Origin of the sequence: Photobacterium iliopiscarium (genome assembly GCF_003026395.1) — a bacterium.
Taxonomy (GTDB): domain Bacteria; phylum Pseudomonadota; class Gammaproteobacteria; order Enterobacterales; family Vibrionaceae; genus Photobacterium; species Photobacterium iliopiscarium.
Genome location: NZ_PYOO01000008.1, coordinates 19,682 through 46,233, shown reverse-complemented (window position 1 = coordinate 46,233; position 26,552 = coordinate 19,682). Strand labels below are relative to the sequence as shown.

The following is a 26,552-nucleotide window of genomic DNA, read 5'->3' as shown; positions in this document are numbered from 1 at the left end:
AATAGAAATAATGTTAAGTAATCACAATTTTCAGCAAAAAACAGGACACCCATATCTTTATTTTTGAAATTTCAACACGCTGTAAGTAGATTCACTGTAGGGAATGACGGGGGTTGGCACTGTATTCTCTATTTAAAATGATGGGTATTTATACGGCATAATAAATATTGACGGTTATTATTAACCGTCACATCTAATAAATTTTATGGCCGTCCCATCTTTTTAAGCACACACCATTGATTTTAAGTGCAAGGTGTTGAGAAATAGCCTTGGATCGGCAATCTTATTTAATATTGATTGGGGCGGTAAGCAATCATCATCCACGTAATCGACATAATCAGCCGCTGAGTCAAAGATCAAAATATCCAATGCTAAACGATCTAAGCCGTATAAGCCTCGGTGGATCATATCAGCTGAAAACACTAACAAGTCACCCGCAGCTAACCCAATTTGTTTACCGCCAGAGATGCTGTCATTGCTGACTTTACCATTTTCTTCTTGGCGAACATTGTGCTCTTCTTCGTTGTCCCATCGCTTATGTGTGCCGGGGATGATTTCCATGCCAAGTTCATCAAATAAAGGCACGCGAAGATGTAACACTTGCGTTTCTAATATGACTTTCATTTGGTCTTCAAGATCATAGTCATATTGACAGTCACGATGCCAAAAGTCTTTTTGTTGCGGATTTACAGGGTTGAAGAACAGTTGTGTATTCATAAATGCAGGATTTTCAGGTATCACTGCATCAACAACGTCCATGATCTTTTTTGAGCTGATGAAGTCAAAAAGTACCGTTCTATCATCAATGGGTAGATATTCGCTGCCCGTAATTAAAGACGAATTAAACGCTTCTTCATGATAAAACTCTCTGTTGTCTGCTTTCCACAATTCATGGAATTTCAACACCACTTTTCTAAGCAATGAAATCTGAGCTTCGTCGAAATAATTTCTAATCACAAAGTAACCGTGTTCATCATAACGGTTACTTAATTGTTGGTTGTTTTCTATCACTGACTACCTTCACACTCTCAGTACCGTTTACTGACGACGGTATTCTTGGGCGCATAATGCCAGACTGGTGCTATTCAACCAAGTAATAAAATCATCATTAAAAAATACAGGACACCCATATCTTTATTCTTTAAGATTTCCACACACAGTGAGTAGATTCCCTATCGCCCTTGCAGGCATTCACAGCAAATAATAACGGACTTATTACCCGTCATATTTAGCGTAATTTTATGGGTGTCCTATTTATACTTATTTATACTTTGATCACTTTTAAACTATTCATTATGTTATTTGAAATAGCGTGAATATGTATTTTTTGCATTTTGAAGTTCATCTATTGCTTCATGTAATTTTTTCTCTTTCTTATTGATTTTATTTGTTTTTCCATTTTCTTTAACGTCCATTAACTCTTGTTTTCTTTCAGTTACTTTTTTCTCTTTATTCGCTATCGTTGCTAGTTGTTTTGCTTTTAGCGATTCATCAGTACAGTTATCATTAACCTCTGCTAATGCTTTTTGTAACCCCTCTAGCTGATAGGTATTGTTATATTCTTTTGCATAGCTAATCTGAGTGTTAATTTCTTGCTTTTTAACGGCACACCCCATGAGTGGAGTAGCTTGAACCATCGTCGATGTCGATAGCAAAAATACGGCCAACAGCGTTGTAGGTATAGCGACATTATTTAACATTATCACGCTCTAATTATTTAACAAATTCAATGATAATAGTTTACATGATAGCTATAAGAAAACATAAAAAATACAGGACACCCATAGCTGTACTCTTTAATATTTTGGCAGGCTGTGAGTAGATACCCTATCGCACTGTAAATAATGACGGATTTATTACCCGTCATATCTAGTGTAATTTTATGGCTGTCCCATCTTTGTTATGGGTGTCCTATCTTTTGTTATCTTTTGTTATTTGTATCTTTTGTTAAAAATTAAAGATGTAACCACGATCTTCTAAACGCTTTTTGCTTTTTGCTAAACGAGGCCAAAGTGCATATCGTTCAACGCCAAATGGGTTTTCACTCTTATCGTCATTATCAACGAATTCTTGAACGTTCAGGATATACACGCGAGTCTGTTTGATAAACATTGATGATTTAGTCGCTAATGAACCTTCTGACTCTGGACGTGAAATGATTTCTGGCTTTAGTGTGTAAAAATCCGTTGGGTTGTTCATGATCATATAAACCTATTGTTATGAATAGCGTGCTATTTCAATTTACCTATAATGTGAAATATATCACGTCAGTATAAGAACCCACTGACAATATTGATATATCGTAAAAATGGCGTTATTAGTGAGAAAACCAGGTGCTATATCGTGGTTAGTCTAGGCATTGTTTAGCTTTTGTTACTATAATCTATAAACACAACAACAAACGGCTACCTAAAGAGGTAGCCGTTTGTTAGTGTCATCTAATAAGCAACAAATAAATTAACACATATAATTATTTTAGATTCTGTTCAATCAACACTTTTGTATTATCTAACCACTCATAGCGTCGACGATACATTGCACGTTTAGGGCGTGAAATATCTTCAGGATTACGGCGAATATCTTCAAGCGTTAATTGATATAAATGCTCATCAAACTCAGTTGCACCTAATGCTAACCAATGCTTATCGTAATCCATCTTGATTTTGCCGGTAGCGTAACGCTTTGCTGAATAAGTATGAGCACTATTCTTTATAGCAAGCAGTGTGTCTACCTGCCAAGTATTAGCAAGCAGTGTGACCATTTTAATCATTAAATCTTTTGGACGTTGTCCGAATAATGCTTTAGTCAGTAATTTTATTTTTTGGTTATTTTCAGGGCTACTCGCAGGGCCTTGTAAACCACCAATCACTAATTGACGCTTCCCTTTTACTTCTCGAATCGCAAATGTCAGGGTATAAAAGTTTTCATCTGCATCATTAAAGAGCGTTAAACTCATATCACCCTCTTTTTGATAACGAGCATAGAATGTCAATTTAAAACAATAATCGACATCATCAACCGTAAAGTTACACAGTGTTAATCCATGACGATCTTTATAGATAGCGTCACGAATATGGGCTGGTAGTTGAGAGACAAACTTAAAATGCTCTACAACAAATTTTGCCCGCTCAGTAGAATTTGTTCCATAAATCACGTAAGGACGAAATGGCTTTTCTAAAAAACGAGGGTTACGTTGACATAAAGTATCTAGCAAAGAAGGATCAATTTCAGAAGTGATGTGCTGGAAAGCTTTATGGTAGTACATTGCACGAAGAATAAATTTTACTCGGTAACGCCATAATGGTGAATATTTACCGGCTTGACTATCAGGATAAATAATCTTCGCATGGTTACTAAGAGAAATGTTTGACTTTATCACGCTATTAATTCTTATGTGGCATATTGAATATGCTATTATTCATCAGTTCTATTTTTTATCAACTTATTTATCACACATAAGTATGACATGTATAATACTTATGCGTTAAAACAGAAATATACTCAAAAAAACAAACCTAAATTTTACAAAATCATCCATTTTCCATAAAATATTAATCAACCTCTAGCCGATAAACCTCCTTTTCTAATCGTAATGGCTTAGAAAAATAGAAACCTTGAAAATACTCAACCCCAATCGATTTAAGCAATGTTAACGTTGTTTCTTTTTCAATACCTTCTGCAATAATTTTAAAATTTAGACTCCAGATAAACTCAAACAGAATTTTCATTGATTTTATTAATAATGGATGTTCTTCAATATCATTAACAAACACTCTATCTAACTTTATAAAATTAATATTGTTAAGATTAATTAAACGCCGAATTGAAGAATAATCACTTCCAAAATCATCGACACTAACACTGATCCCTATAGAATTTAACAATATGATATTTTCATTACATCTATTAAAATTGATTATTTTATCACTTTCTAATATTTCAAGTTCAAGATGTAAATTTAATGTTTTTATCGTTTCTATATCAATAGCGCTTAATAAAATAGGTGCTGACATAAACTTAGCACTGACATTAATAGATATAACTTTATCAATAACGTCTGCTTTTGCTATTTTTGACAAACTATCAATAACACTATTAATAATAAAATAATCAAACTTATTATTACTACTACTATTATTAACTAAAGAATCAGGACAAACTAAGCCACCATTAATATCGCACCGTAATAAAGCTTCATATCCAAATAGCAAATTATTATGGTATTTAGGCTGATACATAAAAAATATATTCTCATACATACATTTATCACTATCTTGTATTGAAGTTCTAATTATCCTCGCATAATATATACCATACGCAAATGATTGACCACGCATTGATCGATATAATGAATAGCACGCTTCGTACGATAATCACTCAGTTGCATAATATGTTCAAATATTTATTTTTCACCTTAGAATATGAATTATTATATAAATATAAATCAACTTATGTACTGAAATATGATTTCACATCGCTTCATTACTAGCATCTTACGCAATATTTTACTGTATAATTATTATTTCCCTAACTACATCTTTATGGCAAAAAGATAGTCAACCATATGAATATAGATTAAATAATCAATTTAAATAAACTTATGACTATATAGACATTTAAATTCATTAAATATTCATAACACCCATGATATAATTGTGGATAATATTTTTATTTTTTGGTTATTTTATGACTTCGCAACTTCATTTTCCAAAACTACATCGCTTAATACATTGGTTATTAGCATTTTCTATTCTATTTATTTTATTGACTATTGTATTACGCTCAACGTGGATGGAAAAAACACATATCGCAACGATTCTCCAATCTGGATTACAAAATGACAATGTTGTTATTTCACAACAGCAAGCAATTACAATAGCTAAATCAATCCGTAATGAAATGTTCCAATGGCATTATATTGTAGGCTATTTCGTCGGTGTACTCGTACTTTTTCGCATGTATTATTCTAAAAAAGTGGGGGTTTTTATGCCTAACCCATTTAAAAAGAATAGCTTACATGACCGTCTTCAAGGGTTGTTATATATAGCATTCTATTTATTCTTAGCGAGTATTGTAATAACAGGATTAGTCATTCACTTCCTTGGTCACGACTTTATTTTATACTCACAATGCAAAACATTTCATAAACTATCATGGTGGGGTATTGTAGGCTTTATGCTGATCCATATTGGTGGGGTTATGTTTGCTAATGGCCGTGGTAATAAAGATACAATTACAAAAATGATTAATGGCTAAAACATATTAAACAACACAACGAAATAGTAACAATAAAAAAGCTGAGTTATTTAGACACTCAGCTTTTTATTGTTACTAATAAACCATACTAACTTATTTATTATTCTTAGGTGTACCAACAACAAGTCCAAGAATAATACCGTAAACCATATGTCCCATTAAAGCGACCATTGACATTGGCATGCTATGGAAAAATATACCTTTACCTGCCATTGGCATCACAACAATCATCGCGCCAAGGTAAATAGGTATTAAGAAGACTAAACCACGCAACCAACCAGAACCTGGTAAACGACTATAACCAATTAATAAGTAAGCAATTGGGAAAACAATCGTACCGACCATAAAGTGCATCATCAGGCCAACAGTGTCAGAGGTTCCTAACATATGCGCAATAATCGCGGCAACATTCATTGAATGCCCAATAAGATGCGGCGCAATAAATTTACCCATTAAAGTAAATGCTAATGTACCTAAAAAACCACCAATCAGTGCTTTTACGATATTACTTATACTTACGTTGTCTTTAAACATACTGTGACCTAAAGAAGTTATTGAATATTTTTCTAGAATAGACATTCCCCTTACTAGAAGGTCAACAAAATTATGCGTTTAAAAGAATAAAAATGTCATTACGCATCTCAATCCCGCAATAATAAACATGAGCAAATCAATATTCTTACCCTCTGAGAGAATAAACAATGAAATGTTCTGTATTTATCGCTACCAGTGTTGACGGATTTATTGCAAGAAAAGAAGGTTCAATTGATTGGCGACAAACAGCGGGTAATTTAACGACTCAAGTTAGACCAACTTCACCCATTTAATGTAATTGTAGTAAATATTTCATTGCCTATTTCACAAAACATCACATTTTCTAACGGCTTTTTCATGTTTATAGTATAACTATGCACTGTCTTTTTTTATGGTGTCTATCTATAGTGATAATTGAATTTTTAAGAAACCCTAAAAATACGGGTTCTGTTATATCAAGCAGTCAATTTTTAGTTCAAGAGATGATTTCACATATATCGCCAGAAAATACTATTATTGAATTAGGTGCAGGCTCCGGTGTGATCACTCGTAAACTTGCTGAAATTCAATCGGTTGATACTATTTACACTTATGAAAATAACCCTATTTTTCATAAGTCACTAATAAAAATAGATAAGACTATTTGTGTCTCCGATCTTTTTACTATGAAAGACAGACATCAACACCAAAAAGTGAAAACGATTATTTCAAGCATCCCTTTTGTCAATTTTTCAACGGAGACAAAAGCAAAGGCGCTAAATGATATAAGTACCGTTTTAGAACATGGTGGCAAACTGATTCAATATACTTATTTAAATCGTTGTCCATTTGGTGCAGATAATCTTCGTGAAAATAAACTGATGCAAACCAACATGAAAAAAGTATGGCTTAATTTCCCCCCTGCTACAGTTTTTGTTTACGAAAAAAACAATAATTTGTAATATCCCACCCTATAAATTTAAAGGCTATCAATCATAGATAGCCTTTATTTAAAAATGTCTTACACCGTTTTTATATTACGATTTATGTGCATAATCGATAATTGTTTTTCGATATAAATCTAATAGTTGTGCAGCATCAACACTGATACCCACGGCTTGGGCTGGCATTGATGACCATTCATCAGTTTGATAACGTCTTTGATCTAGTTTCTGAAGTGTCATACCGATTGCTGGTCCGTCACAAACAACGCGCACGGGCCCATTTCTTGTCGTAAATAACGCAGGATTAATCACATAAGCAATCGCAGATGGATCGTGTACATGACAGCCATCAAGCCCCACTTTCTGTGAATAGAAACGTAAATAATAACGGCTGATATCAAAAATAAACTCCCCCACATCAGCGGCATCATTGCGTAATTGTTCTAGATAATACGCACTAAAGAAGCTCTCCTCTGTCACATCAAGCCCAATAATAGTAACTGGCCAAGATGCACAAAACACAATATCAGCAGCATGAGGATCGTCATGAATATTCGCTTCGGCATAAGGTGTAACATTACCTCGATGATCATTCTCGCCAAATGCCCCCCCCATAATTACAACTTGAGCCACTAATTGTGCGATTTCTGGTGCTGCTTGTAAGGCTAAAGCAAAGTTTGTTAACGGACCAACAGCCACCAACGTAATTTCGTGAGGATAAGCTTTTACAGTATCAATAATATATTGATACGCTGGTCGTGGATCTGGGTAGCCAACAAAATCATCAGGCACATGAAAGTCACCTAAACCTGTAATGCCATGAACAACTTCAGTAGGGCCAACAGGATCACGAACTAACGGTTGACTTGCACCCTGAGCAATATCTGCCGTCATCTTAAATCGTTGTTTAAGATACAACGCATTACGGGTGCCATTCTCAATAGTCGCATTACCGAAAACAGTCGTGAGGGCCATTAATTCTATATCAGGATGTGCTTCAGCAAATAAAATTGCCATTGCATCATCAATACCAGGATCAGTGTCTAATATAATTTTCTTTGCCATGATTTATTCTATCCGCTCTTTTTTATTAACCACTACAGATTGATGCGATAGGATAAATGACTACCAATATTGTTACTGTGATAATTGTAGATAAATAACTATGGCTTTCTTTTTTAACAACAGTTAGTTATATTTCGATAATAACAGAAATAAATACCATAATAAAAGGTTAGCTTTACTATGACGTGTCATCAAATAGATATTAATCAAATAGCCAAATCCCTTAAAGAATTAGGCCATCCAACCCGTTTAGCTATTTTTAAACGCGTCATTAAAGCAGGCTACCAAGGTATTGCGGTCGGGGATATTCAACAACAACTGGCTATTCCAGGCTCAACCCTTTCCCACCATATTTCTAGCCTTGCTTCGGCGGGATTACTCACTCAACGTCGTGAAGGACGTACACTCTTTTGTGTCGCACACTATGATGCGTTAACCAGTGTCATCAGTTTTTTACAAGATGAATGTTGTATTGATGAACAACGGTAGTAAATAAAAGCTTAATTTTCAATGTTTTAATTATTTTACACTTTCCTTAACAGATATATTTCCATAATTATAGAAATATATTTTTGACAACACTCTCGTATACCTTTATATTTCGACAATAGTAGAAATATAGAGAGCAAATATGTTTACAATAACATCCGAAATGATAACCAATACCTTACAAATGTTTGGTTTTCTTGCCGTTGAACTTACCGTACTGTTTCTTGCGATTAGTTACCTAGTCGGCATATTACAGGTGTATATTCCACCCGCTAAAATTCAAGCCATTCTTAGCGGTAAAAATGGTAAAGGTTATTTCATTGCAGGCTTACTTGGCGCTATTACTCCTTTTTGTTCATGTTCAACCATTCCATTTTTAAAAGGATTACTACGAGCAAAAGCAGGATTTGGCACCATGATGGTATTTTTATTTGCCAGCCCACTGCTTAATCCCATCATTATTGGTTTATTTGCAGTAACGTTTGGTATAAAAGTCACCGTATTTTATTTTGTAATCGCGATGAGTGTATCCATTATTGCAGGGTATTTACTGGAAAAATTAGGTTTTGAAAAATACATCAAAGCAGAAGCCTATAGTGATCCTAAACCATCATGTTGTGGATCAAGCTGTAATTCGACACCAAAACCAATCAATAAATGGCTTCAAATTTGGCAAACAACATGGGTTGATTTTAAAAAAGTATTACCCTATTTAATTGGTGGTATTGCATTAGGTTCAATGATTTATGGCTTTATGCCAACAGAATTTGTGGCTAAAGTTGCCAGTGAAAATAATCCCTTTGCGATCCCTATTGCAGCCATCATTGGTATTCCACTTTATATTCGTGCAGAAGCCGTTATTCCATTAAGTGCTGCATTAGCCGCAAAAGGCATGGGATTAGGCGCGGTAATGGCTTTGATCATTGGTAGTGCAGGCGCAAGTTTAACCGAGGTGATCTTACTTAAATCAATTTTTAAGAATCAAATGATTATCGCATTCTTAGTGGTAATTCTTGGCATGGCTATCGGTGCTGGATATCTGTATCAATTTATATTTTAATTTTTAACCCGATATTAAAAAATCCCTCCGCCTTAAACAGTTGAGGGATTTTTTTTATTCAAATTTAATCAAAAATAGCAGCCTCCCCCCAAAAAGCATAAACAACAAAGATCACAACATAGCCATGTATATTCAATTAAATTACATAAAATCATTGACGCAAACGTTTGCTTTACTTACATTGCACAGAGTTATTCTCTTTACTTTCTTTAAGGAACATTAATGTTATTGCTCAAACGTTGTCTTCTACTTTGCTGCATCATGCTTTCACCGATGAGTATGGCTGCTACGCCTACTTCTGGCCCAATCTTAATTCAAGGTGCCATGGATATAGAGACCACAACACTTATTGCCGCCTTAAAAGAAAAGTCTGAAGTCACTATGGGGTCATGGTCATTTTGGCAAGGAACCATTAACGACTACCCTGTTATCATTTCAAGAACAGAAGTCGGAATTGCCAATGCTGCCGCAGCAACAACACTTGCCATTGAACGCTTTAAACCTGCTTTAATCATTAACCAAGGCACAGCTGGCGGTCATGATCCACAATTACAACGTGGTGATATCGTAATAGGCAAAACCAGCTTCAATATGGGTGCATATAAATCAGAATTTACCGCACAAGGAAAAGGTATTACACCGACAAAATGGCAAAATTTTAGCGTTACGATGCGTTTACGTGAGCAAGGTAAGTTAGTTGAGCATAATAATTTTGCTGCCGACAAAGGTTTACTGCATATCGCGACCACCATGGCGAACAGTTACACGAAAGGCAAAGTGGTGACGGGTGTCATTGGTACCGCAGATGAATGGAATCGCGAAGTTGATCGTATTAACTGGCTCCATAAAACATACAATACCTCGGTTGAAGAAATGGAAACATCATCAGCAGCATTAGTCGCTCAAGCTTATAACGTACCTTTTATTGGTATTCGTATCTTGTCTAATACTGATCTACACAACCAAGATTTTGATCCACAAACAGCTGTTGATTGTCAGCAATTTGTGCTTGATTACACTAAAAAAATCATCATGATGCGTAATTAAAAAATACAAAAAACTAGCAAGGGTGATATCAGCACCCTTGTTAGTTAATCAACATATTAATAACGACATGTTGGTGTATAGAACAAACTGGAGCTTCAAATAGTGACTAGTATAAAAAACGCAATTCGATTACACTCTAGCCACATAAATTAGTGCTTATTTTGTTATTTTAAAAGGAATCATTCATGGGATTTTTTAATGCTATCTTAGGTAATGCTGGCGAGATGGATCTTGAAGAGGCGACTGAAGAATTATCAACGATTCTTGGTCAAGGTGAGCACATCGAATTAGCTTATAAACTTGTTCGAGATATGATTATTTTAACAGACCGTCGTCTAATTTTGATTGATAAACAAGGAATGACAGGACGAAAAGTGGAATACCGCTCAGTACCTTATAAATCAATCACTATGTATACCATTGAAACAAAAGGCCATTTTGATCTAGATGCAGAATTAAAATTGTGGATTTCAGGTCAACATGATCCAATTAGCTTAGAATTTAATGGCAAAACCAATGTCTATACCATGCAAGGACAATTAGCCGCTAAAATCGCGGGTAAATAAATCCTACCGCATAAAACGAAGAGGCACACTATGAGTGCCTCTTGTTATATTTAGCCTATTATTTTATTTAACAACATAAGAATAACGTTACTGAGAAACCGTCATTAATGCTGTCGCTAAAGCATCTATTTGTTGTTCTTGCAATCCTGCAACATTAATACGACCATCACCTACCGCATAAATAGCAAATTCATCACGCAGACGCATAATTTTATCAGGCGATAAACCTGTCATAGAAAACATGCCTTTGTGATCAGCAATAAAACTAAATTGATCGCAACCTTTAGCCGCTAAGGTGTTTACTAAGCTCTGACGTAATCCAATAATGCGTTGTTGCATCATTATTAATTCTTGTTTCCACACTGCCGTTAACACGCTATTTGTTAATATATCAGCCACTAATGCTGCACCGTGATCCGGTGGCATGGTATAGCTAGCTCGTGCTAACGTTAAGATTCGACCTTTGGCTTTTTGCGCATTTGATAACGTATCACCCACCAATAAGGCAGCACCGGTACGCTCGCGATATAATCCAAAGTTCTTAGAACATGAAGTAGCGATCATCATTTCTTCAATGTTATCAGCCATGAATTTCAAGCCCGCAGCATCTTGCTCAAGCCCATCACCAAAGCCAAGATAAGCCATATCAACAAAGGGCACAAAACCATTCTTATTCACTAATGCGGTGATCGCTTGCCACGCTTCAAAACTAATATCAGCCCCCGTTGGGTTATGACAACAACCATGCAGTAATACCACATCATTCGCCCCGGCTTGTGCTAATGCTGATAACATCGCATCGGTGTTCACTTGTTTAGTATCACGATCAAAATAAGGATAATATTTAACCTTTAATCCTGCCGCTTCCATCACAGGTCGATGGTTAACATAACTTAAATCGGTTAACCACACGGTAGTATTTGCATTAGCAACATGCATCAGATCAGCCAACATCCGTAATGCGCCACTACCACCAGGGGTTTGAACCCCCGCAGCACGACTATGGGCAGAAGTCTCGGCTAATAACAGATCAATCATGCATTGATTAAAAACTTCACTCCCCGCAAGACCAACATAAGATTTTGTCGTTTGAGTTTGAAGTAAGCGGTGTTCTGCTTGAGAAATTGCGGCCATAATCGGTGTTTGACCGTGATTATTGCGGTAAACACCGATACCAAGATCCATTTTATGATCACGCTGATCAGCATTATAAATTAACGATAATGACAATATGGGATCAGGTTGTGCAGGAGAAAGTTGTGAGAACATTAAGTAAATTCCGTTTATAAAGGCATGAATTTAAATTAGCACTTCAACTTCATGGCGTCATTAGAAAAATAACATCACACACTTTAATTATTATTGAAAGGTAAGGAATTGATTAAGCTAATCCATATAACTTAATCAATGAGTAACCATGATTACCAAAGTGTTTTATTATTCGGTAAATGCAGTAACGCTTTTAACGATGGTGCCGCTTCAAGTAAAGAATATAAACGTTCACTGTGTTCTTGTAATAACTGACATGCTAGTTCAACATTACGTGCTAACACCGCTTTCATTAGTGCTTCATGCTCTCCATTATCATGATACTGTTTTTCTGGCGATAATCGGGCATTCAATAAGAAATGGCGATAGCGTTCTTGCTGATCATAAATATGTGAAATCATGTCACGAATAAATTCAGAGCCTTCGCATGAAATTAACGATAAATGAAATTCTTTATGACGCCATTCCCATTCATCATAATCAAATAAAGCAGATTCTGGATTTAAGCGATTAAGCTTATGAAAAGCGGTTAAAATCTGTAACTCCCAAGCTTCATCACCTTTTTTAATCGCATCTTGTAGCGCCACATGCCCTAATGCTAACCGCGTTTTTAAAATTCCGCGTAATTCATCAAGCGATACTTTTGCAACCCAAAAACCTTTTTGTGGTTTCATGGTAACGTATTTTTGCCACGATAATTGCACCATCGCTTCTCGTAAAGGCGTACCCCCAACTTGGTAGCGTTCTTTTAACTCACTTAAAATAAGTTTCTGCCCAGCTTCAAATTCACCGCATAAAATATCATGCCGAATTTGGTACATTACTCTATCACTTATGGTTGCAAAATTATCTTTGTTCATATCGGATATCTAGTCTTCATTACGTACAATACAATACACAGCTTTAAATAAAAGCCAAGAATTCATCTTTTCATTATGAAACATCAAGACGACAACAACGCCTTAATATACTACCTATAAACACCAATCGTTTATGATTATAATATTTGAAAATAATCGATTTTGTAGTTTTTTATGACCTATATAGCGTTATTTATACTACATAAGAAATATAATACTCGCCATTGATGTCTAACTTATTTTTTATTTATGACTTACCGTCTTTATTCTATTTTTAGTATATTTATCATCAATCTTCTTATGTTTAATTGGCATAACCAATCAGGTGTATTTAACCTTGCCATCATTTTATGGGCTTTAATACCACTCTTCGGTTTACATTATATTATTAAACAATTTGAATGCTTCTATAACAAACCACTGACTATGATTCAATCATACTCGGCATGGATATTATTTTTTGCATGGATAACTTGTGTCTGTTCTTGTATTTCAATGTCTTATGTTATCAATATTATGAGTGATACGAGTAGCCATTATATTTCACTGTATCTCTTTGCTCCAGCCGCTACACTATTCATGGCTGCAATAACGGCGCTCATAGCGAGTATCATTATGCTTATAATCTCTCGTGTAATCCATTAAGCATATTCTCAACACCTTGCTAATCCATAAAACAATCGCGCATTCAATAATCACATTATTAATCTAATTGATGCTTTATCGTCCTTTATAAACACTAATCTTTTATCTGTGTCTTTCATTAGGATTATTTGATTTATTGGCAACGACCGCTAAACGTGGTAAAAATACCAAAGACAGATTATCAACTGCTGTACGGTGTTACTTGCCATCTTTAGTTTTCACACTTGTGTATCCTAATGGCTTTACCCTTGCTTTAGGTGCCGCAGAAATTTTCTTAACAATCCTTGTCATTCTCTTTCCTGTTTTTGCCCTTAGAAATCTTCCGTGGTAAACAACATTAAATTGAATATAATGTAGCAACAAATAATATGGCGTTATTTGTTGTAGGATTTATCGGTCTACAAATCATAATAAACCAGATACTGACATTGAATAATGCCGTACCTATAAATTAAACGTAAATAAAATGATTATTGGAGAACACATGAATCATTTGAATTTAATTCAAGAGCTTAAAGATCGCGGTCTGATCGCTCAAATTACGGATGAAGAAGCTTTAAGCGAGCGTTTAGCAAAAGGTCCGATTACATTATATTGCGGCTTTGATCCAACGGCAGATAGTTTACACCTAGGTCATCTGGTACCTCTACTTTGCCTTAAGCGCTTCCAAGAAGCGGGTCATAACCCTGTAGCCTTAGTTGGCGGCGCTACTGGTATGATTGGAGATCCAAGCTTCAAAGCGACTGAGCGTTCACTTAACACTTTAGATATTGTTGCTGATTGGGTGACTAAAATCCAACGTCAAGTTTCGCCGTTCTTAGATTTTAACACTGCAACTAACCCTGCTCGTATGGTAAACAACCATGACTGGTTTGGTAATATGGATGTATTAACATTCTTACGTGATATTGGTAAACACTTCTCTGTTAACCAAATGATCAGTAAAGAGTCTGTTAAGCAACGTATTAACCGTGACGAAGTAGGTATCTCTTTTACTGAGTTCGCTTACAGCTTATTACAGTCTTACGACTTCGCAAGCATGAACAAAGAAATGGGCATGGAACTTCAAATTGGTGGCTCTGACCAATGGGGTAACATCACCGCAGGTATCGACCTAACTCGTCGTATGAACCAACAGCAAGTGTTCGGTATGACTGTACCGCTAATCACAAAATCTGATGGTACTAAGTTTGGTAAAACTGAAGGCGGCGCTGTTTGGTTAGACCCAAGCAAAACAAGCCCATACAAGTTCTACCAATTCTGGATGAACACAGCTGATGCTGACGTATACCGTTTCCTACGTTTCTTTACTTTCCTTTCTGAAGAAGAAATTCAACAGATCGAAGAAGCTGATCGTAATAGCGGCAAAGCACCTCAAGCACAGCGTATTCTTGCAGAAAAAGCAACAGCACTAGTACACGGTCAAGCACAATTAGAAGCAGCACAAAACATTACACGCTGCCTATTTGAAAATGACCTTGAGCACTTATCAGAGTCTGATTTTGCACAACTAGCACAAGATGGTATGCCAACAGCCGCTGCAACTGGTGAAGATGATCTTCAACAAGTGCTTGTTAACGCTGAACTTGCAACATCTCGTAGCCAAGCTAAAACGCACATTACATCAAACGCTATCATGGTTAATGGCGAAAAAGTAAGTGATGCTTACTACGCATTCCAAGATACGGACAAGCTGTTTGGTCGTTATACACTTATCCGTCGTGGTAAGAAAAACTACAGCCTTATCGTTTGGGGTTAATCCTAAACTGATAACTGTTATCTAACTTATAGATAGCACTAAAAACCACCGTTATTAATAATAACGGTGGTTTTTTATTATCATCTTCCTCTCAACGTCTCACACTTCGTCCCTCTTATCTCAACACCTTGTATCTCTTAACCTTATACCTCAACCCTCGAAAAATAAGACTCACCCTGCATAATTTGATATTTCTATTAATAAATCCCCATTTAATTTGATTTAACCCCAAGCTCTACCCGCCTGTTTACGTTTACAGTCATAACATCCAATGACTACTTGAAATTAAAATCATGTCTACTATTAATCAGCAACGCCTTATTAACCATTTCATTGAACTGATCAAAATCAACAGCGAATCACGCAATGAGAAAGCGATTGCCGAAACACTGGCTGAACAATTAGGTGAATTAGGATTTAGTGTTCATCGCCTACCTGTACCAGAAGCGATCTCTAATGGTTTTAATATTTATGCGCGTTTAGATGGCAACATTAATGACACCATTGCGATTAGTTGTCACATGGATACCGTTAATCCGGGTAATGATATTGAGCCAATTATTGAAAATGGTGTTATTCGTTCAAAAGGCGATACCATTTTAGGTGGGGATGATAAATCAGGCATTGCTGCCGTTATGGAAGCGGTACGTTGTATTCAGGCCGATAACCGTGATCATAAAACAATTGAACTGGCCTTCACCGTTCACGAAGAAGGTGGCCTGCAAGGTTCTAAACTGTTTGATATGAACTACATCACCGCGAATAAAGCGATTGTGTTAGATTCAGGCGGTGCCATTGGTGCCATCGTAACCACAGCTCCCGGTCAGCAAAGCTTGAGAATTACGATCACAGGCAAACCCGCTCATGCCGGTTTAGCACCGGAAGAAGGTATTAATGCACTAACCGTTGCCGCTGATGCGATTACGAATATGCACTTATCACGTATTGACGAAGAAACAACGGCGAACATCGGCGTCGTTCAAGGCGGGCAAGTCACCAATATTGTGATGCCGTCACTTTATCTTGCAGCAGAAGCTCGCTCTTTAAATAATACCAAGCTTGAACACCAAACTGCACACATGATTGAAACCTTTGAACATGCCGCAGCTAAACATGGCGCAAAGATTAGTATTGAATCAAACCGCTCTTACAATGCTTACCACATTGAAGATAACGATCCGCACGTACAAAGTATTATGGCAGTATTTACATCTATTGGTCTAACACCATTTACTAAATCAACCGGTGGCGGTAGTGATGCGAACGTATTTAATGGTAATGGTTTAAAAACAGTTAATATTTCGACAGGGATGAGCAAAGTTCATACAACTGAAGAATTTATTACTGTTGATGATATGACAAAAATAACTGAATTCATGTACGCTTTTTTATGCAGCAATAACTAATAGCTTTTACAAAAATAACAGCATTAAACAAAACCACTACAATGTCTTACTCGTTTTTATTAATTGTAATAATAAGTGAGACATTGTATTTAAAAAAATACCGACCAAACAAAATAATAGCTTAATATTATTAACAATTGATTCCATCATATTGCTTAAATAAGTCTCTATCAGAACAGATCTAAATAGAATATACTCCGTAAAATTCATATTATTACAGTTATTAAACAATAAAATCTTATTTCAGATATAGATCGCAACGCCCTAAAAAGAAGATTTAACGATGGATATCCAACACCTAACGCCAAAAGAAAAAGATCTGTTTATTAGAACATTAGCTGAGTGTTATCGACGCCTAACAGCAGCAAAAATAGAAGCAAAAGAACTGACCAAAGAAGGGTTCCAATTAATGTTTCGATCTGTTTATAAAGATATGAATAACACTTATAAATTATAACGAATATTATAAATATAGCTCAACTCAATAATGAGGCGTACATCATACGCCTTAATAAATAGTCTTCTCTACTCTCTGACTTTATTGATCACAAAACCTTATTGTCCTCGAAAATAACGTTGAGCAACAAAAGGCATTTTCGTCACCGTCATCGGTAATTTTTTTCCACGAACTTCGGCAAATAATACCGTATCAATAACACTGTAATGAGGTGTCACATACGCCATCGCAACAGGGATAGATACTGAAGGACCAAAACTACCGCTAGTCACAACCCCGACCTGCTCACCATCGGCATTAAATAATAGACTTCCTTCTCGTACTGGTGCTTTCGTTTGGCCAATCAACCCTATTCGCTTACGATCTACAGCTTTTATTTCAATTTGGGAAAGAATAACATCAGCGCCAATAAACCCACCAGCGCGTTCACCTTCTGTACGGCGTACTTTGCTGATCCCCCACAATAAACTGGCTTCTATTGGCGTGGTCGTTTTATCAAGATCATGACCATATAAACACAATCCACATTCTAAACGCAGTGAATCGCGAGCACCGAGTCCGATCCATTCAACGTGTTTATCTTCAAGTAATGTAGTTGCTAACGTGGCTGCATGTGAGGTGGGCACTGAAATTTCAAAACCATCCTCACCCGTATAACCTGAACGGCTGATATAGCATTCCTGCCCTAATAACGGTATACGCACAGCATCCATAAATACCATGTCACGTACTTGAGGCGCTAATGTTGCTAAAACATCCACCGCTTTTGGCCCTTGCAATGCCAGCAGTGCACGATCATGTATGACTTCAAGTTCTACATCGGCTAATAAATGTGCCTGTAAGTGCGCGATATCTTCTGTTTTGCAGGCTGCATTGACTACAATAAAGTAATGATCACCAAAATTTGTCACCATTAAATCATCTTCAATGCCACCCGCATCATTAGTGAAAAAAGCATAGCGCTGCTTTCCCTCTGGTAAATCGATAATATCAACAGGCACTAACATTTCGAGCATTTTAGCTGCATTTTTACCACGTAACCGTAACTGCCCCATATGAGAAACGTCAAACAATCCGGCCTCTGCACGACAATGTAAATGCTCTTTTTTAACGCCTAATGCATATTGTACAGGCATTTCATACCCAGCAAATGGCACCATTTTCGCCCCCATATTGACATGTAGATCATGCAGCGGGGTACGTAATAAAGGTTGAGACATGATGATTGACTCCCAATAAGCAACAGCAGTTAAGCAATGATTGTTTCACCCTACCAAAAGCACCACCAGAACGGAAAAACTAATGGCAGAGATCTTGATCGAATCCGCAATATTGTTAAATAGGCATGACAATACGCAAACGAATACGTAGTATTCATATCAATAAATTAACATCAAAGTTTTTTAAATGAACAATAAGGCGATAAGTTAACTGTCTTGCTCATAAAATCTTCCGCGTAAGGAGTATATACATGGAAACGACATTAAAATTTACAACTAGCCATGAATGGATACGTGATAATGGTGACGGCACAATTACAATGGGCATTTCAGATCATGCCCAGCAATTGTTAGGCGATGTCGTTTTTGTTGATTTGCCAGATATTGGTGATGCCGCTGATGCCGGATCGACTTTTTCATTAGTCGAGTCAGTTAAAGCTGCATCAGATATTTATGCGCCAGTGAGTGGTCAAATCATTGAAACCAATAGCTCACTTGATGATAGCCCTGAACTGATTAATGACGACCCGTATGGTGAAGGTTGGATTGCTAAAATTAAATTAGACGATCTCTCGCAACTCAGTGAGTTAATAGACAGCGATACTTACCTTGCTTCCATTGCTGAAGACTAACATCAAGGAAAGAAAGATGACTTCTACCACACTGCTCAATGCTCTCAGTGATGATACTCATTTTGCTCAGCGCCATAATGGTCCAAACTTGTCGCAACAACAGCAAATGTTAGCAACAATTGGCGCATCCAGTATAGAACAGCTCATTCAGCAAACGTTACCAGCGGCCATTGCATTACCTCAGCCATTAACATTACCACCCGCTCAAAGCGAAGCGAATATGCTTGCATCACTCAAGCAAATTGCGGCTAAAAACATTGTTAATAAAAGCTATATTGGACAGGGATATTATAATACCCATACGCCAAATGTAATTTTACGCAATATTCTAGAAAATCCAGGTTGGTACACCGCTTATACTCCTTATCAACCTGAAATTTCACAAGGCCGCTTAGAGTCATTGCTTAATTTTCAGCAATTAGTCATGGATATGACGGGCATGGATCTGGCGAATGCTTCACTACTTGATGAAGCAACCGCCGCCGCAGAAGCAATGACACTGTGCCTTCGTGCTGGTAAAAGTAAAAGCACGCAGTTTTTCATTGCCGCTAATGTTCATCCGCAAACTATTGATGTTGTTAAAACACGTGCGCACTTTATTGGGGTGGAAATCATTATTGGTGAACCTCAACAATTGAATGATCACAATGTGTTTGGTGGTTTATTACAATACCCCGCCACCAACGGTCAAATTGACGATTTAACCGATATTATCGCCTCTGCCCACAGTAAAAAAACCTTAGTTACCGTTGCCAGTGATTTACTTGCATTAACGTTATTAACGCCACCGAGTGAAATGGGTGCCGATGTGGTGATTGGCAGCGCACAACGTTTTGGTGTTCCAATGGGGTTTGGTGGACCACATGCTGGCTTTATGGCAACCAAAGATCAGTACAAACGCACTATGCCAGGCCGCGTGATTGGGGTATCTAAAGATGCCAAAGGTAACCGCGCACTTCGAATGGCAATGCAAACTCGTGAACAACATATTCGCCGTGAAAAAGCGACCTCTAATATTTGTACAGCCCAAGCCTTACTTGCCAACATGGCGGCTTTTTATGCGTTATATCATGGACCTGAAGGCCTTAAAAAAATAGGACGGCGGGTACATCACCTTACCGCTATATTAGCCGCAGGTTTACATGATAATGGCTTTATCATTGAAAATAACACCTTCTTTGATACCCTGACTTTACTCACCGCCGAACATACTGACAGCTTGTACCAACAAGCATTAGATACTGGTATTAACCTTCGTAAATATGAGCATAAACTCGGCATTAGTATTGATGAAACCACATCAGCCGATGACATTGAAATGTTACTCACGTTATTAACTGGCAAAGCCTTATCGATTGATCATTACAGTAGCCTAATTGCCAATGACGAATTTGCTGCAATTCCAACGCGTTGCCAACGCCAAAGTGATTACCTAACGCACCCTGTTTTTCATCGCTATCATAGTGAAACCAACATGATGCGATACATGAAGCAACTTGAAAATAAAGATTATTCACTGACCCACGGCATGATCCCGCTCGGTAGCTGCACCATGAAACTTAATGCCGCCGCTGAAATGATCCCTGTCACGTGGCCTGAATTTGGTCAATTACACCCTTTTGCACCTGATTCTCAAACATTGGGTTATCAAGAATTAGCCCAAAAGCTATCAGCCATGTTATGCACTATTACCGGCTATGATGCAGTATCACTGCAACCTAACTCAGGCGCTCAGGGTGAATATGCAGGTCTGATTGCCATTCAGCGTTACCACCAAGACAATGGCGATAATCACCGTAATGTGTGTTTAATTCCAAGTTCAGCCCACGGTACCAACCCGGCTTCTGCGGCAATGGTGTCAATGAAAGTGGTTGTGGTCGCTTGTGATGAACAAGGCAATATCGACCTTAATGATTTACAAACAAAAATTGATCAGCACCGTGATAATTTATCCTGCATTATGATCACCTATCCTTCAACCCATGGTGTCTATGAAGAAGGTGTTCAACAAGTCTGCGAACGTGTTCATGCCGCTGGTGGTCAAGTATATCTTGATGGCGCAAACATGAATGCCCAAGTAGGATTAACCAGCCCGGGTTTTATCGGCTCAGATGTCTCACACCTAAACCTCCATAAAACCTTCTGTATTCCTCATGGCGGTGGCGGCCCTGGTGTCGGTCCTATTGGTGTAAAATCGCACTTGAGTTCTTTCTTACCCTGTCACATTGATAGCCAACAACCACAAAGCAATCAATTCGCGGTATCAGCAGCAGCATTAGGTTCTGCATCTATCTTGCCTATTTCATACGCTTATATTTCAATGATGGGTGAAGCTGGGCTAAAACAAGCGACCGAGTTAGCCATTTTAAATGCCAACTATGTGATGGAACGTTTACGTCCACATTACTCAGTGTTATATCGAGGAACACAAGGTCGCGTCGCCCACGAATGTATTATTGATATTCGTCCGATTAAAGCCGCCTCTGGTATATCAGAAGAAGATATTGCGAAACGATTAATGGACTACGGTTTTCATGCGCCAACCATGTCTTTCCCTGTTGCGGGTACGTTAATGATTGAGCCGACAGAATCTGAAGATCTCACCGAACTTGATCGTTTCTGTGATGCCATGATTGCCATTCGTGAAGAGATTAATCAGGTACAAACTGGCATCTGGTCTTTAGAGGATAATCCATTAGTCAATGCACCGCATAGCCAAGCTGATTTACGAACCGCTGAATGGGCACATTGTTATAGCCGAGATATCGCTTACTTCCCATCAGCACATACAAAAAATGCCAAATACTGGCCAAGTGTCAATCGGGTTGATAATGTTTATGGGGATCGAAATTTAGTGTGTTCTTGCCCTAGTATTGATAGTTATATGGATAAGTAATAATAACTATTAATACCTTTATAAAATTATGATAATGAAGGCGAATCAATCTTTTTATTCGCCTTCATCATATTTGAACTACCGTTTTTGATAAATACATCAAAAATAAAACCCATAATACATATCAAAAATTTTAACATTACCTACAAATATCGACACCAAAAACAAACAAATTACTATACAAGTTACTTTCTTTGATCAAATATAAATCAACATGCATATGATCATAAAAGGACTTATTGATGTATTCATTTCTCAATACTAAACGTTCACTCAATGAACGGCTAAACCTCTTTACTTCTTCCGTCCAAAAAATTCACCCTGAAATTATTGGTATTGCCGTTACACGTATGGACGATCACGATAATCTATATTCAGTCTATCGTAGCCCTGATTATGGCGATAACTTTCCCACTTTTATTGCCTCTATCGCTCAATCACCGCGCTTAAGTAAAATGCGTTCATCGTTAGAACTGAATATTATTGATAACATGTTGTCTCATCAATCGTCGGTAAAAAAAATTCATTTACGATTATTACAAAGCCACTGTATTTCAAGTATGGCATGCCCAATTTATACTAACGATACCTTTATTGGTGTGTTATTTATTAACGCTAAAATAAAAGATTTCTTTAGTGATAAAGTTGATTATTTCACTACTTTTTCGATTCTAATTACCTTACTAATCACTGATGATTTCAATAATAAAAAAGCATTTCATTCTATTGTTAAAACCGTTTTGTTATTAAGTCATCATAAAGATCCTGAAACTCAAAATCATTTAAAAAGAGTTGCTGAGTATAGTCGTTTAATTGGGCTTTACTTGGTTAAAAAAGGCCAATGTAATGGTGATTTTGTTGATTCGGTTTATCATTTTTCTGACATGCACGATGTGGGAAAATCTTTAATTCCAGAAGAAATATTATATTCAACAGAAATATATACTGATGAAGAAAGAGCAGTTATGAATCAACACCCAGAATTAGGGTGTCAACTTCTATCAAATATACTCACCACCTTTAAATACGATAATCATCAAGAGCTCAATATTATTCTTAATATTATTCGGCATCATCATGAGCGTTACGATGGTAATGGTTACCCCGATAAACTAGAAGGCACAGAGATCCCATTAGAAGCGCGTATTGTGACAGTTGCAGATGTTATTGATGCGCTATTAAGCCATCGGCCTTATAAACAACCGTGGTCAATAGAAGATGTTGAACTGTATTTAATCAATGGATCAGGAACACTGTTTGATCCTCTTTGTATTGATGCCATTTTACATTCACTCGATAAAGTGACCTTGATTCAAAGTCGTTATCCTGATGTTATCGAAGAAGCACTGCCGTTATAGCTTTTCTCTACACTGGCGACCTAATGTTACTCATTTGCAGTAACAAAGGTGTCAGTAACACCGAGAATACTTTAACTACCCCATTAATTTAGAAAATATGCAATGAGTAGATACGGCAGTTGAAGACTGTAATGTTCATCAACAATCGTGATATTTAACCGAAATCTTATAATTAAACGTATGTTTTTTAATTAAATATCATAAAAAAAAACAGGAATAAATAATAAAAAAACAGATAACAAGCCAATATTTACAAAATAAAACCCATTTAAACTCTCTATTATTCTTATTACTAATAAATATTCCCTTGTGTTATATAAAGTATAATATAGCTAATGGTCACAACAAGAAGATCAAATTGATAAATAACGCATAATAATTGATATTTTATGCATACTTTATCAATTTATAGCGAATTATATTTTGCACAATTCAATCGATCATCCTAAAGCATCTGATGCTGAAAAATCATGGCAAATACCTGACACATTAATCATCATTTTTATCGTTGGCGTATTAGCAACTATTCTCACTTATCTCATTCCGGCAGGCAGTTTTACTCAACATGCAGTCAGCTTTATTGCTGATGGCGTAGAAAAAACACGTACCGTTATTGATCCAGCATCGTTTAAATATGCTCTTGATGCTAATGGTGAAAAAATCTATAACACCGTTGGATTTTTTAGTGCCGGAGGCGGTATTGGCTTAATGAACTTTATGTTCGAAGGCTTAGTTTCTGGTGATAAATGGGGATCAGCCGTTGGCGTGATTATGTTCATGCTGGTTATTGGTGGCGCTTTTGGTGTTGTCATGCGTACTGGCGCCATCGATGCTGGTATTCTAGCGCTGATCCACAAAACAAAAGGCAATGACTTTTTATTCATTCCCGCTTTATTTGTCTTGTTTTCATTGGGCGGTGCTGTTTTTGGTATGGGGGAAGAAGCGATTGCCTTTGCCATCATTATTGCACCGTTGATGCTTCGCCTTGGTTACGATGGCATCACCACGGTAATGGTCACTTATGTCGCCACTCAAGTCGGTTTTGCATCATCATGGATGAACCCTTTCTCTGTCGCTATCGCACAAGGTATTGCTGGAGTGCCCGTACTTTCGGGTATGGAAGTTCGCCTTCCACTATGGGTAGGTTTCACCTTGATGGGTATTATCTTTACCATGCGTTATGCAGCGAAAATTAAACGTAATCCAGAATTATCTTATAGTTTTAAAACTGATCAATTTTTACGTGAAAAAACAGCAGAAGTTCAATCATCCCAATGGAATATTGGTTATACCTTAGTCATCGCAACAGTAGCAATCACAACGGGTTGGGTAGTATGGGGTGTTGTGGCACACGCTTGGTATATTCCTGAAATCGCATCTCAATTTTTCACCATGGGTTTTATTGCCGGTATTATTGGTATCATATTTAAACTTAATAATATGAAATTAAATGATATCGCAACCTCATTTAAAGAAGGTGCTGCTGTCATGCTGGCCCCTGCTCTACTTGTTGGTTGTGCTAAAGGCGTATTAATCATTCTTGGTGATGGCTCAGCCAATGAGCCCAGCGTACTCAATAGCATTTTAAACAGTGCGGGTGGCGCAATCAGTGGCATTCCTGATGTAGCAGCAGTATGGATCATGTATCTATTCCAATCTGTGTTTAATTTCTTTGTAACATCAGGATCAGGTCAAGCCGCACTTACAATGCCATTACTCGCCCCCTTAGGTGATATTGCTGGTGTTTCTCGTCAAGTAACCGTATTGGCGTTCCAGTTAGGTGATGGTTTTACCAATATCGTGGTACCAACATCAGCATCATTAATGGGAACATTAGGGGTATGTCGTATTGATTGGGGTGATTGGATCCGTTTTAGCTGGCGCTTTATGTTGCTATTGTTCGTTACTTCAAGTGTGACGGTTGTTTGTGCTCACTTAGCTGGATTTAATTAATCATATGACCAATACCAATACCAATACCAATACCAATACCAATATAATAACGACCCAACTCACGGGTGACATTATTAATAATATTGCGGTAATTTCAGCATTAAATGTTGATGATCTCGCTATTGGGCAGCATCAGTTTTGGTTCAACGTTGCAACTAATGCCTTAAATCAAGATCAATATTTACCCGTATGGATATTTAAAGGCCAGCAAGCGGGTAAAAAAGTAATGATCACCGCAGGCATTCATGGTGATGAACTCAATGGTATTTTAACCGCACAACAACTGGCACGTCAGCTACAACATACTGACATTTGTGGCAGCGTGATTATTGTTCCAGCGATTAATCTATCGGGTATTGTTCATCACCATCGTGATTTTCATGGTGCTGATCAAGATTTGTCTACCGTGAATCTTAATCGCTATTTCCCAGGTAACAATCAAGGTAATGCCGCTGAACGTTACCTTGCTCAATTGTGGCAGCATTTATTATTACCCAATGCCGATATTGCGATAGATCTTCATACTCAAACCACGGGAACCTGTTACCCATTGTATGTGTTTGCTGATTTCCGGATTGAATCAGCGCTGTCGATGGCAAGATTAATGACACCAGATGCGATCTTAAATGATCCTGGCGATCACGGTGTATTAGAAACTGTTTGGAATCAACATGGCGTTAGCGCGATCACTGTTGAAGTGGGTAGTGGCAAGATTACTCAACCAACGTTAATTAATCGTGCTGTTATGGGGGTTATGCAAATTATTAAAAACCAACACCAGTTAACAACAGCAACCTTGACGCCTTGTACGATAGAAGCGGATAACGTGACCTCTATTCAGGCTGATGTTGGCGGATTAACACTCGCAAATGTTGAGATGCTAGCGACTGTAAGCAAGGGCGATATTATCGCAACGCAATATGATCTGTTTGGTAATGAAATTAAACGTTATACCGCTCCTCGTGATGGCATCGTATTAAGTCATAATACAGATGCTTTACGTGACGCAGGGGCGTTAATTGTACGTCTTATTCACGATTAACCATTAAGTTCTACCCATCACAATACCCATGCTAGATGAATGATTAGCATGGGTTATTGTTGATAAACCTCGCATTCTTACAAGGTATGTGAACATTCCCACCATTTCCTTACTC

At 37.2% G+C, this 26,552-nt stretch carries 26 protein-coding genes; 16 read left to right on the top strand and 10 right to left on the bottom strand.

Annotated features, from left to right (window positions below):
- Positions 1-222: 222 nt before the first annotated feature.
- The 5 genes from C9J51_RS12640 to C9J51_RS12620 all read right to left on the bottom strand — a co-directional run bounded on the left by C9J51_RS12640 (position 223) and on the right by C9J51_RS12620 (position 4,259).
- Positions 223-1,011 (bottom strand): phytanoyl-CoA dioxygenase family protein, encoded by a 789-nt coding sequence (locus tag C9J51_RS12640; RefSeq protein WP_045039829.1) that lies wholly within the window; start codon positions 1,009-1,011, stop codon positions 223-225.
- A 287-nt stretch (positions 1,012-1,298) separates the two neighbouring features.
- Entirely contained in the window at positions 1,299-1,700 is a 402-nt protein-coding gene (locus tag C9J51_RS12635) for a DUF1090 domain-containing protein (protein ID WP_107275190.1), read from the bottom strand.
- Between the two features lie 247 nt (positions 1,701-1,947).
- Positions 1,948-2,199, bottom strand: a complete 252-nt coding sequence (locus tag C9J51_RS12630) for a hypothetical protein (RefSeq protein WP_045037700.1) — start codon at positions 2,197-2,199, stop codon at positions 1,948-1,950.
- 271 nt (positions 2,200-2,470) lie between these two features.
- Positions 2,471-3,379: a VirK/YbjX family protein gene (locus tag C9J51_RS12625; protein WP_322788512.1), complete on the bottom strand. Its 909-nt coding sequence runs from the start codon at positions 3,377-3,379 to the stop codon at positions 2,471-2,473.
- 172 nt (positions 3,380-3,551) lie between these two features.
- Positions 3,552-4,259 (bottom strand): EAL domain-containing protein, encoded by a 708-nt coding sequence (locus tag C9J51_RS12620; RefSeq protein ID WP_170073314.1) that lies wholly within the window; start codon positions 4,257-4,259, stop codon positions 3,552-3,554.
- Between the two features lie 427 nt (positions 4,260-4,686).
- Between C9J51_RS12620 and C9J51_RS12615 the strand changes: the two genes are divergently transcribed.
- Positions 4,687-5,256 (top strand): cytochrome b/b6 domain-containing protein, encoded by a 570-nt coding sequence (locus C9J51_RS12615; RefSeq protein ID WP_107275188.1) that lies wholly within the window; start codon positions 4,687-4,689, stop codon positions 5,254-5,256.
- A 93-nt stretch (positions 5,257-5,349) separates the two neighbouring features.
- On the opposite strand, the gene C9J51_RS12610 is transcribed toward C9J51_RS12615, so the two are convergent.
- Positions 5,350-5,790: a DUF6789 family protein gene (locus C9J51_RS12610; protein WP_052667936.1), complete on the bottom strand. Its 441-nt coding sequence runs from the start codon at positions 5,788-5,790 to the stop codon at positions 5,350-5,352.
- A gap of 167 nt (positions 5,791-5,957) precedes the next feature.
- Between C9J51_RS12610 and C9J51_RS19710 the strand changes: the two genes are divergently transcribed.
- Together C9J51_RS19710 and C9J51_RS12600 are read left to right on the top strand one after the other, a co-directional pair.
- Positions 5,958-6,083, top strand: a complete 126-nt coding sequence (locus tag C9J51_RS19710; RefSeq protein ID WP_280124435.1) for a hypothetical protein — start codon at positions 5,958-5,960, stop codon at positions 6,081-6,083.
- Between the two features lie 114 nt (positions 6,084-6,197).
- Positions 6,198-6,731, top strand: a complete 534-nt coding sequence (locus C9J51_RS12600; protein WP_045039825.1) for a class I SAM-dependent methyltransferase — start codon at positions 6,198-6,200, stop codon at positions 6,729-6,731.
- Between the two features lie 75 nt (positions 6,732-6,806).
- Here the strand turns inward: C9J51_RS12600 and C9J51_RS12595 are convergent, their stop codons facing one another.
- Complete coding sequence (locus C9J51_RS12595) at positions 6,807-7,778, bottom strand: nucleoside hydrolase (RefSeq protein WP_045039824.1); 972 nt, start codon at positions 7,776-7,778, stop codon at positions 6,807-6,809.
- A gap of 180 nt (positions 7,779-7,958) precedes the next feature.
- On the opposite strand from C9J51_RS12595, the gene C9J51_RS12590 reads away from it, so the two are divergent.
- From C9J51_RS12590 to C9J51_RS12575, 4 genes are all read left to right on the top strand, one after another.
- The gene (locus tag C9J51_RS12590; RefSeq protein WP_268833952.1) at positions 7,959-8,267 is read left to right on the top strand and encodes an ArsR/SmtB family transcription factor; all 309 of its coding nucleotides are present in this window, start codon (positions 7,959-7,961) and stop codon (positions 8,265-8,267) included.
- Between the two features lie 142 nt (positions 8,268-8,409).
- A complete protein-coding gene (locus C9J51_RS12585) occupies positions 8,410-9,327 on the top strand; it encodes a permease (RefSeq protein ID WP_045037705.1) in 918 nt (305 codons plus the stop codon).
- 222 nt (positions 9,328-9,549) lie between these two features.
- A complete protein-coding gene (gene mtnN, locus C9J51_RS12580) occupies positions 9,550-10,374 on the top strand; it encodes a 5'-methylthioadenosine/S-adenosylhomocysteine nucleosidase (protein WP_052667934.1) in 825 nt (274 codons plus the stop codon).
- 185 nt (positions 10,375-10,559) lie between these two features.
- Complete coding sequence (locus C9J51_RS12575) at positions 10,560-10,940, top strand: PH domain-containing protein (RefSeq protein ID WP_045037706.1); 381 nt, start codon at positions 10,560-10,562, stop codon at positions 10,938-10,940.
- Positions 10,941-11,027: 87 nt separating this feature from the next.
- Here C9J51_RS12575 and C9J51_RS12570 read toward each other — a convergent pair whose 3' ends face one another.
- Both C9J51_RS12570 and C9J51_RS12565 read right to left on the bottom strand, forming a co-directional pair.
- Positions 11,028-12,209 carry an amino acid aminotransferase gene (locus tag C9J51_RS12570; protein ID WP_045039823.1) on the bottom strand — a complete coding sequence of 394 codons (1,182 nt, stop codon included), beginning with the start codon at positions 12,207-12,209 and terminating at the stop codon, positions 11,028-11,030.
- Between the two features lie 152 nt (positions 12,210-12,361).
- Complete coding sequence (locus C9J51_RS12565) at positions 12,362-13,078, bottom strand: GntR family transcriptional regulator (RefSeq protein ID WP_107275186.1); 717 nt, start codon at positions 13,076-13,078, stop codon at positions 12,362-12,364.
- Positions 13,079-13,850: 772 nt separating this feature from the next.
- Here C9J51_RS12565 and C9J51_RS19655 point away from each other — a divergent pair.
- The 4 genes from C9J51_RS19655 (at position 13,851) to C9J51_RS19515 (ending at position 17,336) form a co-directional block, all read left to right on the top strand.
- On the top strand, positions 13,851-14,045 hold the full coding sequence (locus C9J51_RS19655; protein ID WP_231579422.1) for an aromatic amino acid transport family protein: 195 nt from the start codon (positions 13,851-13,853) through the stop codon (positions 14,043-14,045).
- 153 nt (positions 14,046-14,198) lie between these two features.
- A complete protein-coding gene (gene tyrS / locus C9J51_RS12555; protein ID WP_045037709.1) occupies positions 14,199-15,473 on the top strand; it encodes a tyrosine--tRNA ligase in 1,275 nt (424 codons plus the stop codon).
- Between the two features lie 293 nt (positions 15,474-15,766).
- Positions 15,767-16,879: a M20/M25/M40 family metallo-hydrolase gene (locus C9J51_RS12550; protein ID WP_107275183.1), complete on the top strand. Its 1,113-nt coding sequence runs from the start codon at positions 15,767-15,769 to the stop codon at positions 16,877-16,879.
- Positions 16,880-17,162: 283 nt separating this feature from the next.
- Positions 17,163-17,336 (top strand): hypothetical protein, encoded by a 174-nt coding sequence (locus C9J51_RS19515; protein ID WP_164838152.1) that lies wholly within the window; start codon positions 17,163-17,165, stop codon positions 17,334-17,336.
- A 98-nt stretch (positions 17,337-17,434) separates the two neighbouring features.
- Here the strand turns inward: C9J51_RS19515 and gcvT are convergent, their stop codons facing one another.
- A complete protein-coding gene (gcvT, locus tag C9J51_RS12545; protein ID WP_045039820.1) occupies positions 17,435-18,556 on the bottom strand; it encodes a glycine cleavage system aminomethyltransferase GcvT in 1,122 nt (373 codons plus the stop codon).
- 251 nt (positions 18,557-18,807) lie between these two features.
- Between gcvT and gcvH the strand changes: the two genes are divergently transcribed.
- The 5 genes from gcvH (at position 18,808) to C9J51_RS12520 (ending at position 26,437) form a co-directional block, all read left to right on the top strand.
- Positions 18,808-19,188 (top strand): glycine cleavage system protein GcvH, encoded by a 381-nt coding sequence (gcvH, locus tag C9J51_RS12540; RefSeq protein ID WP_045039819.1) that lies wholly within the window; start codon positions 18,808-18,810, stop codon positions 19,186-19,188.
- Positions 19,189-19,204: 16 nt separating this feature from the next.
- On the top strand, positions 19,205-22,084 hold the full coding sequence (gene gcvP / locus C9J51_RS12535; protein ID WP_045039818.1) for an aminomethyl-transferring glycine dehydrogenase: 2,880 nt from the start codon (positions 19,205-19,207) through the stop codon (positions 22,082-22,084).
- Between the two features lie 242 nt (positions 22,085-22,326).
- Positions 22,327-23,442, top strand: a complete 1,116-nt coding sequence (locus tag C9J51_RS12530) for an HD-GYP domain-containing protein (protein ID WP_052675282.1) — start codon at positions 22,327-22,329, stop codon at positions 23,440-23,442.
- 477 nt (positions 23,443-23,919) lie between these two features.
- Positions 23,920-25,395, top strand: a complete 1,476-nt coding sequence (gene yfcC / locus C9J51_RS12525) for a putative basic amino acid antiporter YfcC (protein WP_045037730.1) — start codon at positions 23,920-23,922, stop codon at positions 25,393-25,395.
- A 46-nt stretch (positions 25,396-25,441) separates the two neighbouring features.
- Positions 25,442-26,437 (top strand): succinylglutamate desuccinylase/aspartoacylase family protein, encoded by a 996-nt coding sequence (locus C9J51_RS12520; RefSeq protein WP_045039884.1) that lies wholly within the window; start codon positions 25,442-25,444, stop codon positions 26,435-26,437.
- Positions 26,438-26,552: the final 115 nt, after the last annotated feature.

Coding starts and splice junctions, on each gene's coding strand:
- C9J51_RS12635 (WP_107275190.1), bottom strand. CDS start 1,700: ATGTTAAATAATGTCGCTATACCTACAACGCTGTTGGCCGTATTTTTG.
- C9J51_RS12630 (WP_045037700.1), bottom strand. CDS start 2,199: ATGAACAACCCAACGGATTTTTACACACTAAAGCCAGAAATCATTTCA.
- C9J51_RS12620 (WP_170073314.1), bottom strand. CDS start 4,259: ATGTATGAGAATATATTTTTTATGTATCAGCCTAAATACCATAATAAT.
- C9J51_RS12615 (WP_107275188.1), top strand. CDS start 4,687: ATGACTTCGCAACTTCATTTTCCAAAACTACATCGCTTAATACATTGG.
- C9J51_RS12610 (WP_052667936.1), bottom strand. CDS start 5,790: ATGTTTAAAGACAACGTAAGTATAAGTAATATCGTAAAAGCACTGATT.
- C9J51_RS19710 (WP_280124435.1), top strand. CDS start 5,958: ATGAAATGTTCTGTATTTATCGCTACCAGTGTTGACGGATTTATTGCA.
- C9J51_RS12595 (WP_045039824.1), bottom strand. CDS start 7,778: ATGGCAAAGAAAATTATATTAGACACTGATCCTGGTATTGATGATGCA.
- C9J51_RS12590 (WP_268833952.1), top strand. CDS start 7,959: ATGACGTGTCATCAAATAGATATTAATCAAATAGCCAAATCCCTTAAA.
- C9J51_RS12585 (WP_045037705.1), top strand. CDS start 8,410: ATGTTTACAATAACATCCGAAATGATAACCAATACCTTACAAATGTTT.
- mtnN (WP_052667934.1), top strand. CDS start 9,550: ATGTTATTGCTCAAACGTTGTCTTCTACTTTGCTGCATCATGCTTTCA.
- C9J51_RS12575 (WP_045037706.1), top strand. CDS start 10,560: ATGGGATTTTTTAATGCTATCTTAGGTAATGCTGGCGAGATGGATCTT.
- C9J51_RS12570 (WP_045039823.1), bottom strand. CDS start 12,209: ATGTTCTCACAACTTTCTCCTGCACAACCTGATCCCATATTGTCATTA.
- tyrS (WP_045037709.1), top strand. CDS start 14,199: ATGAATCATTTGAATTTAATTCAAGAGCTTAAAGATCGCGGTCTGATC.
- C9J51_RS12550 (WP_107275183.1), top strand. CDS start 15,767: ATGTCTACTATTAATCAGCAACGCCTTATTAACCATTTCATTGAACTG.
- C9J51_RS19515 (WP_164838152.1), top strand. CDS start 17,163: ATGGATATCCAACACCTAACGCCAAAAGAAAAAGATCTGTTTATTAGA.
- gcvT (WP_045039820.1), bottom strand. CDS start 18,556: ATGTCTCAACCTTTATTACGTACCCCGCTGCATGATCTACATGTCAAT.
- gcvH (WP_045039819.1), top strand. CDS start 18,808: ATGGAAACGACATTAAAATTTACAACTAGCCATGAATGGATACGTGAT.
- gcvP (WP_045039818.1), top strand. CDS start 19,205: ATGACTTCTACCACACTGCTCAATGCTCTCAGTGATGATACTCATTTT.
- C9J51_RS12530 (WP_052675282.1), top strand. CDS start 22,327: ATGTATTCATTTCTCAATACTAAACGTTCACTCAATGAACGGCTAAAC.